Below are 16,517 nucleotides of genomic sequence, written 5' to 3' on the forward strand. Positions count from 1 at the left end.
TAAGTCCCGAACCCCGAAGACAGAAGTAGAGGTTAGCCAAGAGCAAGGGTGTCCGTGGTGACGCGGAATCTGAAGGAAGCTGGAGGCAAAACACCGGTCCGAGGAACACGAACCTCATATAAGGCTAGGTATGATTGAGTGAGTTTGCAAAACAAAACAAAGCTCTTTCTGTCGAAGGTCATATCGAGTAAATGAGGCGGATAGATGGTGTGAAAGTGCATGTACTTACCCGGGGAGGTCTGGCGGATATGTGAAGTACTCTTCATAACCTACTTAGTGATAAGTAGCTGAACCGTCAGAAGTCAGCAGAGGTCATAGTATTAGTTGGTTTAGAACTACTAAGAAGGACCGAACAATTAAGAGAGAATAGCCCTTGGCATTCAGTGAGTCATGATGAACACAGAAAACGTAGTACCTCACTTGAGGGAGGAAGCGGTGAATCCCGTGGGAGACCTCTTGGAGGGTGGAGTGACCACTGGCATAAAGAGAACAGCTATTCACGGAAGTTATAAAGACTTGCGTCAATTATCTTAATTGAACCGCCGTATACGGAACCGTACGTACGGTGGTGTGAGAGGACGGGAGTTAATCGCTCCCTCCTACTCGATTGTCAAAATTGAACACGAAGACCTTTTGGATAAAAGTTTTTAATGGTTCCTTTCGTTTCTTTTCCCCAACCGATCGATTCGCCGTCTATTGTCATTAATATCCATCCCCTGTCTAAACCCAATGGAGATGAAATCGTTTCTCCCGTTAAATAAGCCTGCCAATCTTTTTCGTTCGTTGAGAAGGAATAACTGTATTTCACATCATTTGGTGTGAGTGACAGGGCAAGATGATGATTCGGTTCAAATCGTTTCTTTTTGATTTCTCCAAGATGGAGACCCGCCCGCAAAACGTTCAACGAAGTAATATCTGGGCATTTTTCAGGTAATACATACAGCTGTTGTTTTTTTAAGAAAAATGCCCCGGTTATTCTTTTCTTTAAAAAAAATTGTTCGAATTGCTGAAACTCAGCTAATTGCTGTTTTTTGACATTTGATTTTAAATATGAAACGTTGCTTCTCGTATTGTTTTCGCCATTTTTGATTAATTTCGCAACGAAATGCCCTTCACCTTTGATTTTATGCGGCCAAAGGCGGATGCATTTTGAAATTTCTTCAAAATTCGTTTTTGTCCATTCCACTCTTCCTCGATCAAAACCTTCACGTTTAGGAATTTCAACAAGAGACATTTCTGGATGCATGCTTACAAATGCCTCAATAACCTGTTCATTTTCTTCAGGAGAAAACGTGCAGGTGGAATAGACGAGAGTTCCGCCGGGTTTTAACATTTGAAACGCTAAAGATAACAGCTTTTTTTGCGTGTACGAGCATTTTTCAACAAGATCCTCGCTCCAAAATTCGATGGCGTTATCATCTTTTCGAAACATTCCTTCTCCAGAGCACGGGGCATCAACTAAAATTTTGTCGAAATAATTCGGAAAGTGTTGAACCAGTTTTTCGGGCCGTTCATTTATCACAATGGCGTTTTGAATTCCGAAACGTTCAATATTTTCCGATAGTGCTTTCGCTCGTTTGAAATGAATTTCATTTGAGATAAGAATTCCTTCATTTTCCATCGCTGCGGCAATTTGCGTCGATTTTCCACCTGGCGCAGCGCACAAATCTAATATTTTTTCTCCGGGTTTTGCCTGAAGCACTTCAGCAGGAACCATAGCACTCGGTTCTTGTATATAATAGAGCCCAGCTGCATGAAAAGGGTGTTTTCCGGGCTCGTCTTGTTTTTCATCGTAATAAAATCCGTCTTCACAAAAGGGAACTGAAGAAAGAGAAAAAGATATTTTCCGAATGAACGTTTCTTTTTCTATTTTTAGACGATTGAAGCGCAGTCCCTTGATCGGTTCATCTCGCAAAGCAGAAAAAAAATCATCTGCTTCATTTTTTAACAATTGTTTCATTTTCCGGCAAAAATCATCAGGTAATGCCATATTTCAGATCTCCTTTCCTAAAATATTATAGCGGAATATGAAACATAATGGCGAAAATTCTTTCTGGCGAATTCTTGACGGAGAGGTGAAGATAAGAGAAAATAAATTGTTAGAGATGAAACATTTTTATAGAAAAAGAAAAGCAAGGGAATTTGGTGTAGGGGTGATGTATTTGAAAAAAATATATTTAATTGCTAGCATCGTCATGTTCCTCCTTGCTGTTTATTTTGGCGGTATGGCATATAAACAATACCTTACTGGAAACTTAGATTACAATTTAGACAAAGTTTACATAAATGTCGGTTACTGCGCCTTGTTTTTAAGCATTGCTGTATATGTACTTCATTTGCGCGAGCATAAAAGTTAAAGAAAAGCGAGATAGAAAGGGGATCCAGAAGGATGAAAAACGTCCTTTGATGGATCGCCTTCTTTCTTTCCTGTAAAAGTAAAAATTTTACATCGTAGTTGATTCTTGATACATAAAAATTTAAAGTCAAAGATATGCAGGTGAAGTTATCATGTTACGTTCAAATAAACAAAATATCTCCCTCATATTACTGCTTTGCAATGTTTTTATCGCTTTTTTAGGAATCGGACTCGTTGTTCCGGTTTTGCCTGCTTATATGAATGAACTAAATTTATCGGGCGTTTATATGGGATATCTTATAGCAGCATTTTCAACTGCCCAGTTGTTTTCCTCGCCGGTCACGGGGATTTTTACTGACCGTTTTGGCAGAAAGATTATGATTGTCATCGGTTTAGTTTTGTTTGCTGTATCCGAATTTTTATTTGCAATAGGTTCTGCGTTTTTCTTGCTTTTGATTTCAAGAATAATTGGCGGAATCAGCGCGGCATGTATTATGCCCGCTGTTACTGCGTTTATTACAGATATCACCGCTTTAGAGGACAGGCCGAAAGCGCTTGGATATTTGTCTGCCAGCATTAACGCCGGTTTTATTATCGGGCCCGGCATCGGAGGATTTGCAGCAGAATTCGGCATTCGGGTGCCGTTTTTTCTTGCGGCATTTATTGCGCTTGTCGCAGCCGTTTTTTCCATTCTCCTTTTAAAAGAACCGCTTCCAAATGATAACATTCAACAATTAGATGAAAAACAAACTCGTCTTCAATTTTTCAGCGAATTAAGCAAATCGATCAAACCTCCGTATGTTGTACCGCTATTGATCGTGTTTGTTTTAGCATTTGGTCTTTCCGCATATGAAACGATGTTCGGTTTGTTTGTCGATAAAAAATTCGGTTTTTCGCCGAAAGATATTTCCATCATCATAACAACAGGAACGATTTTTGGACTCATCGCCCAAATCGTTTTCTTTGACAAGCTAGTGAAGTATCTTGGCGAGAAAAGGTTGATTGAAATTTGTTTATTAGGCGCTTCCGTCTTTATTTTTCTGTCAACCTTAGTTGACGGCTACTTTTTCATTATGGCTGTAACGTTTGCTGTATTTTTAGCATGCGATCTTCTTCGACCAGCTGTCACCACTCTATTATCCAATATGGCAGGAGATGAACAAGGGTTTATTGCCGGCATGAACTCTACTTATACAAGTTTAGGAAACATTGTCGGTCCTGCGATTGCAGGAATTTTGTTTGATATCGACGTCGATTTTCCATACGTTTTAGCTTCCATCGTTTTGCTTTTAGCCTTCATGATGGCAGCGTTATGGCCATTTCGTGATAACATGGAGCAAAAAAGGAAAAATTCTTAATGGAACGAATATACTAGTTTTTGCACTTCGCTATGCTTGAGTTGCAAATCAACAGCCCTGAAGAGTAAAAATTCTTCGAGATAATTCCACCTAAACTTTGCCAAATATGTGATAATAAGGGTATGTAAAAAACCTAATATATTGGCATTTGGGGGGGATTTTTTTATGGTAACGAGGAAGGAAAAGCGTGAAAAGGAAAAAGAGGTAAATTATTTATTCGAGTTGCTAAAAACACAAAATCACTTTTTTAAAAATTTAAACAAATTGCTCAAAACTATTGATGATCCAAGGCACCAAAGCTATATTACCTATGACACGGAAGTCCTTTTGATGATGGTTATTTTGAAAAATGCATGCAACTTAAAAAGTATGCGCGAAATGACAAACGAATTTAATAAGGAAGAGTGCATTAAAAATTTGGGGAAATTGTTGGGGAATGAAGATTTGGAAGAACTGCCCCATTATGACACAATCAATGATTTTTTGGCACGAGTGAACCCGGCAGAACTTGAAAGGATCCGAATCGATATGATCAAGAAATTATTCAAAAAGAGGTGTTTTGAATCCTATCGTATCAATGGGAAATACTGGGGTATTGCCATAGATGGGACCGGTATTTTTACTTTTGACAAAAAACATTGTGAACACTGCCTGAAACGGGAGCGCAAATACATAGACAAGGAAACGGGTGAAGAAAAAATAAAGACCATCTACATGCATCATGTCTTGGAAGCCAAGTTAATTGTGGGAAATATGGTACTAAGTGTGGCCTCCGAGTTTATTGAAAATGAATCAGAGGACGTGGAAAAGCAAGATTGTGAGTTGAATGCTTTTTATCGACTGACTGCTAGACTGAAAGACACCTTTAAAAAACTGCCTATCTGTCTGATTGCCGATAGTCTTTATGCCTGCGAAAATGTATTTAAACAATGCAAGGCGAATAATTGGAACTACTTATTCCGTTTTAAGGAAGATCGTATTAAAAGCATCACCGATGAGTTTCAAGCGTTAAAAAATATGGAAGAGGAGGAAGGCAAGAAAGCCAATGTGGTAAAGATACGTGAAAGCGAACAGCGAGGGGAAATCACCTGGGTGAACGATATTGATTACAGAGGCTTTGGGGTGAATGTTTTCGAATGCGAATTAGAAGATGAAAAAAGAAAACAAAAATTTACCTTTATCACAGATATAAAAATCACAAAAAACAATGCAAAGAAACTGATGAACGCTGGCAGAAGCCGCTGGAGAATAGAGAATGAGGGGTTTAACAGACAAAAAAACCTGCGCTACCACATTGAACACGCAAGCAGCCAAGATTACAATGCCATGAAAAATCACTACCTATTAACCCAAATTACAGAGATTATCATGGTGTTACATGAGCATGGGTCAAAAATATTGAGAAGCATGAAGAAAACGATAAAAGAAATATCCTCGCGATTGTTAGAAGCCTTCCGTGGGCAAACACTAACAGACGAGGATATCGCACAACTGGGAAAACCTATGCAAATTAGGTTTACCTAGCGAATTAATTGTACCAAAGGATGTGATGTTTGGCAAAGAAAAAAAGTTATCCACAACAAACAAAAATAAGTTATCCACATTTTTTAAAAAAATAAGCAAAATTGGTTCTTTTTGACCCTTTTTGTAAATAAATTTAACTGGAAAATTTTACCAACTGTGGATAAGTCGTAATTGCATAATACTACCGAAAATTGATAAATTTACTCCTCATAGCTGGCAAATCAATTGTTTTGTTCTTTTTAATCGTTTTATAATGTATTGTAGGAAGAACAAGTTGATCTTTACTTTTGCGATGAGAATGAGCAGGCAGGAAAATTTGCTAAAGGGAGGGAAAAATGATGAGCAATGATAAATATGAATTGGCTACTTTTGCGGGTGGCTGCTTCTGGTGCATGGTCCAGCCTTTTGACGAGCTTCCGGGAATTATTAAGGTTGTTTCCGGATATACGGGAGGACATAAGGAAAATCCGACATATGAAGAAGTGTGCTCGCACACGACGGGTCATGTGGAAGCCGTGCAAATTACCTTTGATCCGAACGTGTTTCCATATAAAAAGCTTCTGGATATATTTTGGCAGCAAATTGATCCGACTGATCCGGGCGGACAATTTTATGACAGGGGAGAATCTTACAAAACGGCTATTTTTTATCATTCGGAGGAACAGCGCGAGCTCGCGGAACAATCGAAAGAGCTTTTAGAAAAAAGCGGACGTTTTGAAAAACCGATTGCGACCGAAATATTGCCGGCAAAACCTTTTTACCCAGCCGAAGACTATCATCAAGATTACTACAAAAAAAATCCTTTTCACTACAAACGGTATCGTCAAGCGTCTGGACGGGATGAATTTATACGCAAGCATTGGAGCGACTGGGATAAAGAAGAGCTGAAGAAACGATTGACTCCGATGCAATATGAGGTGACGCAAAACAACGGGACGGAGCCTCCATTTCAAAATGAATATTGGGATCATAAAGAAGAAGGGATTTATGTCGACATCGTCTCGGGAAAACCGCTTTTCAGCTCGCTCGATAAATTTGATTCAGGCTGCGGCTGGCCAAGTTTTACAAAACCGCTTCATCAGCATGAGATCGTCGAAAAATTAGATACATCTTACGGCATGATCCGTACAGAGGTTAGAAGCAAAACGGCGGATTCGCACCTTGGACATGTTTTCCCTGACGGTCCAGAACCGACAGGCCTTCGCTACTGCATTAACTCGGCTGCGCTTCGCTTTATCCCGAAAGATCAGCTCGAACAAGAAGGCTATGGTGAATATAAAAAACTGTTTGAAGACGATCAAACAGAGTAAAGATTATATGTAAACGAATGGGCACAAAAACATGTGCCCTTTTTTTATTAAATGTTCAAATTTATGTAAAATTCCGTTAAAACCTATATACATCGTAAAACAAAATTAGTATCATATATTAGGTTGAATTTTTATGGATGAAGGAGGGTGAAAATCGTTTATGAATAGCGGTTCTTTTTTAGATCCGGACGGACCCGAGATAGGTAAGGCAGTATGTATGCGGAAAGAGGCGCTGTTCGTAAGCGATGACACTCTTGCGCGTGCAGACTGCCTCTAGCAAAGGAGGTTAAAGCATGCTGAACATTTATATGTCAAGCGCGAACGGCCAATTGAAGGAAATTGAAGATATTCAAAACGGTTGTTGGATCAACATGGTGGCACCGACTGAGGAAGAAGTTCATTTCGTGTCAGAACGGCTGCAAATTCCAATAGACTTTTTTAAAGATGCACTGGATGATGAGGAAAGATCCCGGATTGAAAAAGAGGACCACAATGTGTTGATTATTGTTGACATTCCGGTTATCACGGTAGATGACATCGGGCAAACGTTTTATGAAACGATCCCGATCGGAATGATCATTACTGACAGTTGTTTTATTACAGTATGTTTGCAAGAAAACCAAATCTTTGAACAGTTTGCCAGAAATAAAGTTAAAGGTTTTTATACGTTTATGAAAACGCGTTTTGCTTTTCAAATTTTATATTTAACTTCAACATATTATTTGCGATATCTGAAACAAATTAATCGCAAAACGAGCGAAGTAGAAAAAGAGCTTCATCAATCGATGAAAAATAAAGAATTTTTTTCATTGCTCAGTCTGGAAAAAAGCTTAGTTTATTTTACGACATCGCTGAAATCCAATAATATTGTCATGGAAAGGCTGCTGCGATTAAATTACTTGAAAATGTATGAGGAAGATCAAGATCTTTTGCAAGATGTCATTATCGAAAACAAACAAGCAATTGAAATGACAGAGGTATATTTAAGTATTTTAAGCGGAATGATGGACGCATTTGCATCAGTCATTTCCAACAATGTCAATATTGTCATGAAATTTTTGACGGCAATTACGATCGTCATCTCTATTCCGACATTAGTAGCGAGCTTGTATGGAATGAATGTGCCGATACCGTTTCAAAATCATCATTTTGCGTTTTTTATTCCCATTTCCATTTCATTGCTCATGTCAAGCTTAACAGCTTATATTTTTTGGAAAAAAAGATATTTTTAAACTTGTACAACCATAACTGGTCAGATGACTCTGAACTAATACTAGCAGCTTATGTCGGAAAAAGACGAATTTGCCCACTCCTTTTCTTTCGTTGACCGCTGCCATGTCTATAGTAATCTCAAATAATCTAAAATTTGTAAAAATTGATTTTTTAAGACAATCACAATGCGGTCGCAGATGAAGTTCCTCCTCATGTTTCTTATAGGACGATTTCATCTGCCCGCTTGCACAACTGGTGTTTCCAATTTCCAACTGCAGGGCGTTTGTTCCAAAGAATTTGGAAAAATAGGCATGTGCACATACCTGAAAGTCCAAAAAAACATAATGTAAACTGAAACCTAGATTAAAAAATGAGGAGTGGGGCAAATGCATTTTCACCATCACGATTTTCACCATTGTGGACATGGATACGGTTATCCGGTACATGGTGCCGGATATGGCTGCGGATCTTCATTCGTTTTGATCGTAGTATTATTTATACTTTTGATCATTGTCGGCTGCGCTTATGTAAAATAAAAAAATCCTGCCTGTTTGGGCAGGATTTTTATCTGCATTTTATGTAAACTTAATTTAAAAAATAGTTGACATATATCCTTTCTTTTTTTACCATTTAAGTATTACAGAAAAGGGGGATTACGAAATGGGAATCGATTGGGTTGAATTAGCCGAAAACGTACTATTTGGACATAAAATAACATATGAGGAAGCTGCTGCAATTTTGGACTGTCCTGATGAAGAATTGCTGCTTCTTCTGCATGGTGCTTACAAGATTCGAAAAGCATTTTACGGGAATAAAGTGAAGTTAAATATGATCATGAATGTAAAATCAGGATATTGTCCAGAAAACTGTTCCTACTGTTCCCAATCTTCTGTATCAACGGCTCCGATCAACAAATACCCGCTGCTTTCAAAAGAATCCATTTTAGAGGGGGCCAAACGGGCACAAGAGTTGAAAGCTGGAACTTTCTGCATCGTTGCAAGCGGAAGAGGGCCGACAAACCATGAGGTAGAAAAAATATGCGAATCTGTACGCGAAATAAAAGATACATACAACTTGACGGTTTGCGCATGTTTAGGAATTTTAAAAGACGAACAGGCGGAACGATTGAAGGAAGCTGGTGTCAATCGATACAATCATAACTTGAACACATCAGAAAGATATCATGAACATATAGTCACTAGTCATACATATGAAGATCGCGTAAACACAGTTGACAAAGTCAAACGTGCAGGGATTTCTCCTTGCTCCGGTGTGATTATCGGGATGGGTGAATCGAAACAAGATGTTATTGAAATGGCTGCTGCTTTAAAGGAGATCGACGCAGATTCTATTCCGGTTAATTTTCTTCATCCTATTGAAGGAACTCCGTTGCAAGGAGAAAATAATCTAAATCCTCGATATTGTTTAAAGGTGCTTGCCTTATTCCGCTACATGCTGCCGACAAAAGAAATACGCATTTCCGGAGGAAGGGAAGTAAACTTGCGCTCGCTGCAGCCTTTTGGGTTATATGCGGCTAATTCTATTTTTATCGGAGACTATTTAACAACCGAAGGACAGGAAATGTCAAAAGATCACGAAATGTTAAAAGATTTAGGCTTTGAGATTGACTTAAATCCGCTTCCAGAAACCGTTCAATAAGGAAACGGTGTCTTGACATAATGGACCGTTGTTTTTTAATCAGTGTAGAATAAATATGGTCCATTCTATAAAACAATAAAAAATCTTTTTCCAGCTGCAGCTAAAGAAAGAGCATGTTTTCTCTTTAAAACCGCTCCATAATAAGGCGGTTTTTTTATTTTCGAAAATTTATCAAAACGTTATAATGAAACAAGCAAATTTTTTAGGAAGGTGGAAATATGACTTCTTTTTATCATTATTTGATGACGTTCAGACATCCTAAACCGAAGGACAAAATCAGCAAGTTTGCGAACGATGCTTATCTTGACCACAGCTTTCCGAAAAATTCAACTGATTATGATGAACTCAGCACTTACTTGGAATTAAATGGATCGTATTTGGAAAACATGTCTGTTTTTGATGAAGCTTGGGAAAAATATGTTCAATTGATTGAACAAAAACATTGACTGAGCCTTCAAAATAGTTCGCCCAACTCAAACAAGTTGTTGATGCATATAATGTGATAATCGAAAGAGTGATGGCATTAAAGGGGGTGCCTTCATACTGAAAAGAAAAAAACCGAAGTTCAATATTGGAGATCAAGTCGTTATTACGTTGTACGGTACTTTGGGGACGATTACAAACATCCATACGATGGACGAAGAGTTTTTATATGAAATCAATTACAGTGAAATTTTATATTTTGAACATTCATTACAGTTTTTATCAGAATATGATGGGACTGTGTTTGAGTCAGAAACGGTTGAAGTGGAACTGATGTTTGGAATTGGCGACCTTGTTTATGTGAAAGGCTACGGTGATGAAATTTTCAAAATTGTCGGGTACCGGACGGAATTGTGGAGATATAAAGATGATGCGTGGGAGGAAGTGATTTATGAATTAGTGCGGGTGCGCGACGGGGAATGGTTGGAATCATCTGCGGATGAATTAAAGCTGGCCGTTTCGAAAAAAGAAGCAGATCAACATTTGCAAAATATTCATATTATCCGACATATTGCTGGGATGGGCGCACAGAAAAATGCTTCTGCTCCGATGAACAGCCAAAAAAACGAAAAGAAAACAAAGCCTATGCAGCAGGAAATCATTGATTCCCTCCTTGATCTGTATAATGATTACAAAGGTCTTTACGATTTATTTGGGGATAAAAAATATAAGGAAATGATGGACGTTGTCATTCAATATTTGAAAAAAATGAGCCGCTTACCATGATCTTTTTTTTTTTTTTTGAAAAATTTTCTAATGAAAAAACTGTAATGGATGACAAGTAATAGAAATAGAGGAATGGAAGATTACCAGGTCTTCCAATCTTTTTATTCAAAAAATTTTTTAAACTGAAACCAATACAGATTTTTTTCGTAAAAACAAGTAATACAAGAAGGAGGGAAAAGGTGTATGTTGAAAAAATTCATCAAATCGTTTTTAGGCCATCGCCCTTACCATTATTCCAGCAGCAGCCACTACCACAAAAAGCATTATCCTAAGTCAAAATACAAACATGATCCAACTTCTTACGGCCATCATTATTATAAAAGAAAACATCGATCTGGGTTTGGATTCTTTTCCGGTTCGTATAGCAGCTGATGATGGAAGTTTGGAAAAAGTTTTGGAAGCCGTTTCCGCTTTGGGGTGAGCGGCTGCATAAACCAGGATCTGTTATCGAACGATACGTAGTCCAAAAATTTTTAGGAGTAGGGAGCTACGGAATCACGTATCTTGCAGAAGATTTGTCCACACATCAAAAAGTCGTTTTGAAGCAGCTCCGAAAGCGAAGAAAAACAACGGGTGAACGGCCTTTTCAAAAAGAAAGGGAAATATTGCAAAAATTAAGTCATCCTGCCGTTCCAGCTTTATACGCTGAAATCAATGATGGTAGCCATCAATATCTTGTCATGGAATACAAAGAAGGGCTAACATTTGAGCAATTAATCTTTCAATTTGGAAAAAAATATTCCGAAAAAGATGCTTTTCATTATTTAACAAAAATTCTCGAAGTTGTCCAGTATATACATGATCAAAACGTTGTCCACCGTGATTTAAGAATACCGAACATTCTTCTTTACAACGACAGTATTTCCATCATTGATTTTGGCTTGTCCCGTTTGATTACAGATGATGAAGAGGAGAGTTTTCATAAATGGGAGCCGGAAAAGCAAAGGATGCGTAAAATTAGCTTTCAGACGGATTTTTATGCGCTGGGGCATTTCGTATTGTTTTTGCTTTATTCATCATTTGATCAAAAGGGAAAAAAAGAAAAAAGTTGGGAAGAGGAGCTAGATATTTCCGTAGAATCAAAGAATATTATAAAAAAGCTGTTTGGAATGGATGGTTCATACAAATCAGCAGAGGAGATTCTAGAGGATATTCAGAAAAATTCCGAAATAGGGGGAGAATAAATGTCTCTATTTAATAAAATTTTCGCGGGCATTGGGATTGGAGCGGCAAAAGTAGATACGAAGCTTACCTCCTCAACGTTCTATCCCGGCGAAGAGGTGAAAGGCATTGTTGTCATTAATGGAGGAAACGTTGAACAAAAAATTGACGAAATTTACTTGTCCGTTCTTACGCATTATATAAAAGAAGTAGATGATCGTAGAGAGAAGAGGCAAGCAGAAATCGCTAAAATACAAATCAATAAACCTTTCGTCATACTGCCGAATGAAACGAAAGAAATTCCGTTTTCATTTCAGCTTCCGCTTGATACTCCAATTACTATCGGAGCATCCAAAGTATGGATTCATACCGGATTGGATATTAAAGGAGCGATCGATCCGAAAGATACGGACTATATCGACGTTGTTCCCGGCGGCTTAATGAAGGAAGTATTAAACAGTATAAACCGAATCGGATTTAAGCTCCTTCAAGTTGAAAATGAAGCAGCGCCATATCGTTTAAGAAAAAGGCTACCGTTCATTCAAGAGTTTGAATTTTATCCGACTTCCGGTCCATTTAGAGGCCGTTTAAAGGAGCTTGAAATTGTTTTCTATTCGATAGGCGAACACGATATTGAAATGATTATGGAAATTGATCGAAGAGCAAGAGGACTTTCCGGGTTTCTCGCCGAAGCGCTAGATTTGGATGAAAGCTACGTTCGAGTTCGTGTAAGCAGGCAGGACGTGCCGAATCTTGATAGCAAGCTTATCAATATCATTCGCCAATATAGCTGATAAACAAGGAGAGCCTAGTTTTTTTGTATGAAAATTTACAATCATGTCCAATTTAAAAGGCTGTTGTCATAAAATCCGACGGGGAATAGAATCAGTCGGTTATGGCGTAAGTCGGTGTATAACAAAGCTCTCATATTAGCGACAACGGAGAAGACTATTCCGTTTAGAAAAGCTGTCAAAGTAGCTGTGCTGTCAAATTACGCGGCATTTTTAACTAGCTAAATTTATTGTGGCCGCGATAAAATCGGACCAACCCAAAATGGGAGGAAGAGGACGCATTAAGGCTGCGAAAATGGAAGGGGTGTTGGGCAGCACATATCGTCACCCCTCTGCTTTTGCTGCTCAGAAATAGAAGCCAGCTATCAAAAATTTATGGCGATGAAGAACTTAAAAATCAAAGCTCTCTATGTATATAAAGACGGAAGGAAATGTATCCAGTTCACACACTCTCTTGAAAAGATGAATGAACGGATTTATCAATGCGCGGCAACAGTAAACTTCTTAACTTGAATAAGAAAATACCAGCAGCACGCAAAGGAAATTCTCCTCCACCTTATTAAAATGCTGCCATCACTACTATTTAACATCAAAAAGAAGCATCATTCTTTTATTGCTTTGCTCGGTTAATTTTACTATTGTTCATGAACCCATAAATAGTTAAGAAAACAAAAAATATACATAAGACTGTAAAAGTGATGCTATAACCTATATTATGTTCGCTGTATTTGTCATAAGCAAACATCCCCAACACGATCGAATTGATCAACAAATTTAATAGTATGAATGGATGTATTTTTTTATCCACTGTTTTCCACCACCTCCCCAACTATCATTCTATCATAGGTTTCAGCAAAAATTGTTTCGAATATCAGCGATAAAAAGAATAAGACGTTTTAAACGATTTGCGTTTTTCCTATTTTTTACTATACTAAGAAATACAACGAAATGAAGAAACGAAGGGAGGAAAAGCGATTCCCTTTCCCACTTTCGCTAAAAGTGGCATATCTTCGCTGCCTTAGATGAATAAAACATATATATTTTTCATCCTGCTTTTTTATTTCATAACGAGTTCCTTTGCGATTAAAAATGAGACAGTTCGCCATGTTGACGATACAATTGTTCAATCAATCGAAGGGGTTCGAAATGATCCATTTACTTCCATTATGTTCTTTTTCACAGAAATTGGTTCATATCATATTCTTCTCCCTGTCACTATTTTCATAAGTATTTATTATATATTTCGAAAAAAATGGATCACGTTCATTATTCTTTACATAAATTTATACGGAGTTCGTTGGATGAATGAAATGATAAAAGAAATGGTGAAAAGAGAGCGCCCTGATTTTGATCGACTGACCGATATTTCCGGCTACAGTTTTCCAAGCGGTCATACGATGAATTCAACAGCTGTCTACGGTTTGATCGCTTATTTAATCAGCACCCGCATAAAAAAAGGAAAGCGGGTCGTTTTTGCTGTTTCCAGTATTTTATGTCTGTTGATTGGATTAAGCAGAATTTATTTGGGAGTTCACTATTTAACAGATGTTTTGGCGGGATTTGCGGTTGGATTGTGCTGGCTTATGTTTATCTTGACAATATCAGAAAAGGTTCGACAAAAGTAGTTGACATTCGCAGCAGGAATTCCCTCCATTGACAGCAAATAAGTTTGGAAAATTGTATTTGGAGGGGACAAGGTTGGCACTGAATCTTCTTAAATTGTCTAATCCATCGACCGATTATGATGTGACGATCTTTCAAACACCAAACATCGGGGAGAAAAAAGGGTATCGGCCCGTATACCGCTTAACTGTCCGTGCAAAAAATCATCAGGAAGTGCTCAAAAAAATTTTTCGGAAATTTAATATTTCGGAAGCGATCCCTCCGGATTATAACGGACGTTATATTTGGACAGGAGACATTGTTTTTATTGATGAAGGAAAAAATGGAACAAAGTATTATAAATTAGTGACCGGCGGGTGGAAAAAAATTCACCGCATTCACGTCCGGTGATTGGAGGATGCAAAATATGCTGCACGGATTCTCATGAAAAATCTGCTATGTTATGATAATATTACTTCAATTATTTTTAAATGAAGGGGCTTGATAACATGAGTATTCATATTGGTGCGAAAAAAGATGAGATTGCTGACAAAATATTGCTTCCCGGTGATCCCCTTCGGGCCAAATATATTGCGGAAACCTTTTTAGAAAATGCTGTATGCTACAACAAAGTTCGAGGAATGTACGGTTTTACCGGAACTTACAAAGGAAAGCGAATCTCTGTCCAAGGAACAGGAATGGGGGTTCCATCGATTTCAATTTACATTCATGAACTCATGCAAGAGTACGATGTGCAAACGCTTATTCGCGTTGGCTCCTGCGGTTCCATTCAAAAAGACGTCCACATCAGAGACTGCATTTTAGCTATGAGCGCATCAACGAATTCCCAAATGAACCGCATAACGTTTGGCTCTGTTGATTATGCGCCTACCGCTAATTTTGATTTGTTGAAAAAAGCTTATGATGCTGCAGTATCAAAAGGAATCGACGTCAAAGTCGGAAGCGTGTTCACGACGGATTTATTCTATAATGATCAAGCGGAGCACGAAAAATGGGCTGAATACGGAATTTTGGCAATTGAAATGGAAACGGCTGCTCTTTATACACTTGCTGCGAAATTCGGCAGAAGAGCATTATCTGTTTTAACGGTCAGCGACCATGTCCTGACTGGGGAAGAAACATCTGCTGCCGAAAGGGAATCGACCTTTAACGAAATGGTTGAAATCGCTCTTGAAGCTGCTATACAGGAATAACACGGCATGTGCGGCGTCATGCCGCTTTTTATTTTTAAAAACATGTTCACAAAAAATGAAGGGAACGGCTTAGCTCCATTTATTACATCCACTCTCTTGTTTTAAAATTTGAAAGATCGTCATCTGCTCCTTTCTTTTATTGAACGTTATGATAAGTTATAATGTAGGAACCGTTTTTCTTCTGTTTGGACAAGTGTTAAAATAGGAGTGAGAGATTATACAAGGTGGGAATTTTTATGCATAAAATCATCGCAGTCACGATTCTTGCAGCTTTGATGCTTGCCGGATGCTCAATGCCATTTGATAAGCTTCCCTTTTTTCATGGAAGCGACTATGTTGAAGAGAATGAACCGCAAGCAAAAACAGTAGAAAACAAAGAACTCGTCCAAACAACGGAAAAAACCGTCCAAACAGAACAAATTGATCCGGAATTTTTGCTTGAGGAGCAATATTTTAATGTCGTACAAACGGTTAACGGTCAACCCGTTATTCAAAATCCTGACAATATTTTAGTTCTTGTCAATAAAGATTTTTTCCTTCCTGTCGACTATAAACCAAATGATTTGACAGTGCCAAACATACAGTTTTCATTCGGGGACGCGGATGTTCCGAAGCGTTATTTGCGCAAGGAAGCAGCTGCGGCACTTGAACAGCTTTTTCTAGCTGCGAAAAAAGACGGCGTGATTCTTTTCGGAGCCTCAGGCTTTCGTTCGTACGATCGGCAGGTTGAGCTGTTTGAAGCAGAAAAAAAACAAAAAGGGGAGCAAAAAGCAGTTCAAGCAGTAGCAAAACCTGGTCAAAGTGAGCATCAGACAGGGTTATCTATTGATGTGACGAGTGAAAGTGTAGATTTTCAAATTACTGAAAAATTTGGGGAAACGAAGGAAGGAAAATGGCTTCAACAAAACGCCCATAAATTTGGCTATATTATCCGCTATCCGAAAGGGAAAGAAGCGATCACAAAATATAAGTATGAGCCTTGGCATATTCGCTACGTTGGAAAGAAAGCTGCAAAAGTCATATATGAAAATAATTTAACACTTGAAGAATATTTCCAAAAAGTAAAGAAAATTTAACCGAAGCTCTCCCGCTGAAGCGGGATTGATTTTTTCATAAACAAG

At 38.2% G+C, this 16,517-nt stretch carries 17 protein-coding genes; 16 read left to right on the forward strand and 1 reads right to left on the reverse strand.

The window, feature by feature from the left end:
• Nucleotides 1-610: 610 nt before the first annotated feature.
• On the reverse strand, nt 611-1,990 hold the full coding sequence (locus tag NSQ44_RS07960; protein WP_340856432.1) for an RsmF rRNA methyltransferase first C-terminal domain-containing protein: 1,380 nt from the start codon (nt 1,988-1,990) through the stop codon (nt 611-613).
• Nucleotides 1,991-2,162: 172 nt separating this feature from the next.
• On the opposite strand from NSQ44_RS07960, the gene ypmT reads away from it, so the two are divergent.
• From ypmT to NSQ44_RS08040, 16 genes are all read left to right on the forward strand, one after another.
• Nucleotides 2,163-2,357, forward strand: a complete 195-nt coding sequence (gene ypmT, locus NSQ44_RS07965) for a protein YpmT (RefSeq protein WP_340856434.1) — start codon at nt 2,163-2,165, stop codon at nt 2,355-2,357.
• Nucleotides 2,358-2,508: 151 nt separating this feature from the next.
• Nucleotides 2,509-3,714 carry an MFS transporter gene (locus NSQ44_RS07970; protein WP_340856436.1) on the forward strand — a complete coding sequence of 402 codons (1,206 nt, stop codon included), beginning with the start codon at nt 2,509-2,511 and terminating at the stop codon, nt 3,712-3,714.
• Between the two features lie 165 nt (nt 3,715-3,879).
• A complete protein-coding gene (locus NSQ44_RS07975) occupies nt 3,880-5,238 on the forward strand; it encodes a transposase family protein (protein WP_094245205.1) in 1,359 nt (452 codons plus the stop codon).
• 338 nt (nt 5,239-5,576) lie between these two features.
• On the forward strand, nt 5,577-6,548 hold the full coding sequence (msrB, locus tag NSQ44_RS07980) for a peptide-methionine (R)-S-oxide reductase MsrB (RefSeq protein ID WP_340856438.1): 972 nt from the start codon (nt 5,577-5,579) through the stop codon (nt 6,546-6,548).
• Nucleotides 6,549-6,841: 293 nt separating this feature from the next.
• On the forward strand, nt 6,842-7,780 hold the full coding sequence (locus tag NSQ44_RS07985) for a magnesium transporter CorA family protein (RefSeq protein WP_340856441.1): 939 nt from the start codon (nt 6,842-6,844) through the stop codon (nt 7,778-7,780).
• 366 nt (nt 7,781-8,146) lie between these two features.
• The gene (locus NSQ44_RS07990; protein WP_082829556.1) at nt 8,147-8,296 is read left to right on the forward strand and encodes a YjcZ family sporulation protein; all 150 of its coding nucleotides are present in this window, start codon (nt 8,147-8,149) and stop codon (nt 8,294-8,296) included.
• 124 nt (nt 8,297-8,420) lie between these two features.
• Nucleotides 8,421-9,419, forward strand: a complete 999-nt coding sequence (bioB, locus tag NSQ44_RS07995) for a biotin synthase BioB (RefSeq protein ID WP_340856444.1) — start codon at nt 8,421-8,423, stop codon at nt 9,417-9,419.
• 218 nt (nt 9,420-9,637) lie between these two features.
• The gene (locus NSQ44_RS08000) at nt 9,638-9,865 is read left to right on the forward strand and encodes a YozE family protein (protein ID WP_339211415.1); all 228 of its coding nucleotides are present in this window, start codon (nt 9,638-9,640) and stop codon (nt 9,863-9,865) included.
• A gap of 148 nt (nt 9,866-10,013) precedes the next feature.
• Nucleotides 10,014-10,628: a hypothetical protein gene (locus NSQ44_RS08005; RefSeq protein WP_340856445.1), complete on the forward strand. Its 615-nt coding sequence runs from the start codon at nt 10,014-10,016 to the stop codon at nt 10,626-10,628.
• Between the two features lie 183 nt (nt 10,629-10,811).
• Nucleotides 10,812-11,000: a hypothetical protein gene (locus tag NSQ44_RS08010; protein WP_327855925.1), complete on the forward strand. Its 189-nt coding sequence runs from the start codon at nt 10,812-10,814 to the stop codon at nt 10,998-11,000.
• Nucleotides 11,001-11,002: 2 nt separating this feature from the next.
• Nucleotides 11,003-11,812 (forward strand): serine/threonine protein kinase, encoded by an 810-nt coding sequence (locus tag NSQ44_RS08015; RefSeq protein ID WP_340856447.1) that lies wholly within the window; start codon nt 11,003-11,005, stop codon nt 11,810-11,812.
• A complete protein-coding gene (locus NSQ44_RS08020; RefSeq protein WP_063389692.1) occupies nt 11,813-12,583 on the forward strand; it encodes a sporulation protein in 771 nt (256 codons plus the stop codon). It begins immediately after the preceding gene.
• A gap of 1,298 nt (nt 12,584-13,881) precedes the next feature.
• Nucleotides 13,882-14,205: a phosphatase PAP2 family protein gene (locus NSQ44_RS08025; protein ID WP_158640156.1), complete on the forward strand. Its 324-nt coding sequence runs from the start codon at nt 13,882-13,884 to the stop codon at nt 14,203-14,205.
• A gap of 79 nt (nt 14,206-14,284) precedes the next feature.
• Nucleotides 14,285-14,593 carry a YodL domain-containing protein gene (locus NSQ44_RS08030; protein ID WP_063389740.1) on the forward strand — a complete coding sequence of 103 codons (309 nt, stop codon included), beginning with the start codon at nt 14,285-14,287 and terminating at the stop codon, nt 14,591-14,593.
• A 98-nt stretch (nt 14,594-14,691) separates the two neighbouring features.
• Complete coding sequence (deoD, locus tag NSQ44_RS08035) at nt 14,692-15,396, forward strand: purine-nucleoside phosphorylase (RefSeq protein WP_340856448.1); 705 nt, start codon at nt 14,692-14,694, stop codon at nt 15,394-15,396.
• Nucleotides 15,397-15,632: 236 nt separating this feature from the next.
• Nucleotides 15,633-16,472 (forward strand): M15 family metallopeptidase, encoded by an 840-nt coding sequence (locus NSQ44_RS08040; RefSeq protein WP_063389695.1) that lies wholly within the window; start codon nt 15,633-15,635, stop codon nt 16,470-16,472.
• The last annotated feature ends 45 nt before the right edge of the window (nt 16,473-16,517 follow it).

Origin of the sequence: Aeribacillus sp. FSL M8-0254 (genome assembly GCF_038008845.1) — a bacterium.
Lineage (GTDB): Bacteria > Bacillota > Bacilli > Bacillales > Aeribacillaceae > Aeribacillus > Aeribacillus composti.

What these genes read in the sequence shown, in the direction of transcription:
- NSQ44_RS07960 (WP_340856432.1), bottom strand. Translation starts at nt 1,990, where the DNA reads ATGGCATTACCTGATGATTTTTGCCGGAAAATGAAACAATTGTTAAAA.
- NSQ44_RS07970 (WP_340856436.1), top strand. Translation starts at nt 2,509, where the DNA reads ATGTTACGTTCAAATAAACAAAATATCTCCCTCATATTACTGCTTTGC.
- NSQ44_RS07975 (WP_094245205.1), top strand. Translation starts at nt 3,880, where the DNA reads ATGGTAACGAGGAAGGAAAAGCGTGAAAAGGAAAAAGAGGTAAATTAT.
- msrB (WP_340856438.1), top strand. Translation starts at nt 5,577, where the DNA reads ATGAGCAATGATAAATATGAATTGGCTACTTTTGCGGGTGGCTGCTTC.
- NSQ44_RS07985 (WP_340856441.1), top strand. Translation starts at nt 6,842, where the DNA reads ATGCTGAACATTTATATGTCAAGCGCGAACGGCCAATTGAAGGAAATT.
- NSQ44_RS07990 (WP_082829556.1), top strand. Translation starts at nt 8,147, where the DNA reads ATGCATTTTCACCATCACGATTTTCACCATTGTGGACATGGATACGGT.
- bioB (WP_340856444.1), top strand. Translation starts at nt 8,421, where the DNA reads ATGGGAATCGATTGGGTTGAATTAGCCGAAAACGTACTATTTGGACAT.
- NSQ44_RS08000 (WP_339211415.1), top strand. Translation starts at nt 9,638, where the DNA reads ATGACTTCTTTTTATCATTATTTGATGACGTTCAGACATCCTAAACCG.
- NSQ44_RS08010 (WP_327855925.1), top strand. Translation starts at nt 10,812, where the DNA reads ATGTTGAAAAAATTCATCAAATCGTTTTTAGGCCATCGCCCTTACCAT.
- NSQ44_RS08015 (WP_340856447.1), top strand. Translation starts at nt 11,003, where the DNA reads ATGGAAGTTTGGAAAAAGTTTTGGAAGCCGTTTCCGCTTTGGGGTGAG.
- NSQ44_RS08020 (WP_063389692.1), top strand. Translation starts at nt 11,813, where the DNA reads ATGTCTCTATTTAATAAAATTTTCGCGGGCATTGGGATTGGAGCGGCA.
- NSQ44_RS08025 (WP_158640156.1), top strand. Translation starts at nt 13,882, where the DNA reads ATGAATGAAATGATAAAAGAAATGGTGAAAAGAGAGCGCCCTGATTTT.
- deoD (WP_340856448.1), top strand. Translation starts at nt 14,692, where the DNA reads ATGAGTATTCATATTGGTGCGAAAAAAGATGAGATTGCTGACAAAATA.
- NSQ44_RS08040 (WP_063389695.1), top strand. Translation starts at nt 15,633, where the DNA reads ATGCATAAAATCATCGCAGTCACGATTCTTGCAGCTTTGATGCTTGCC.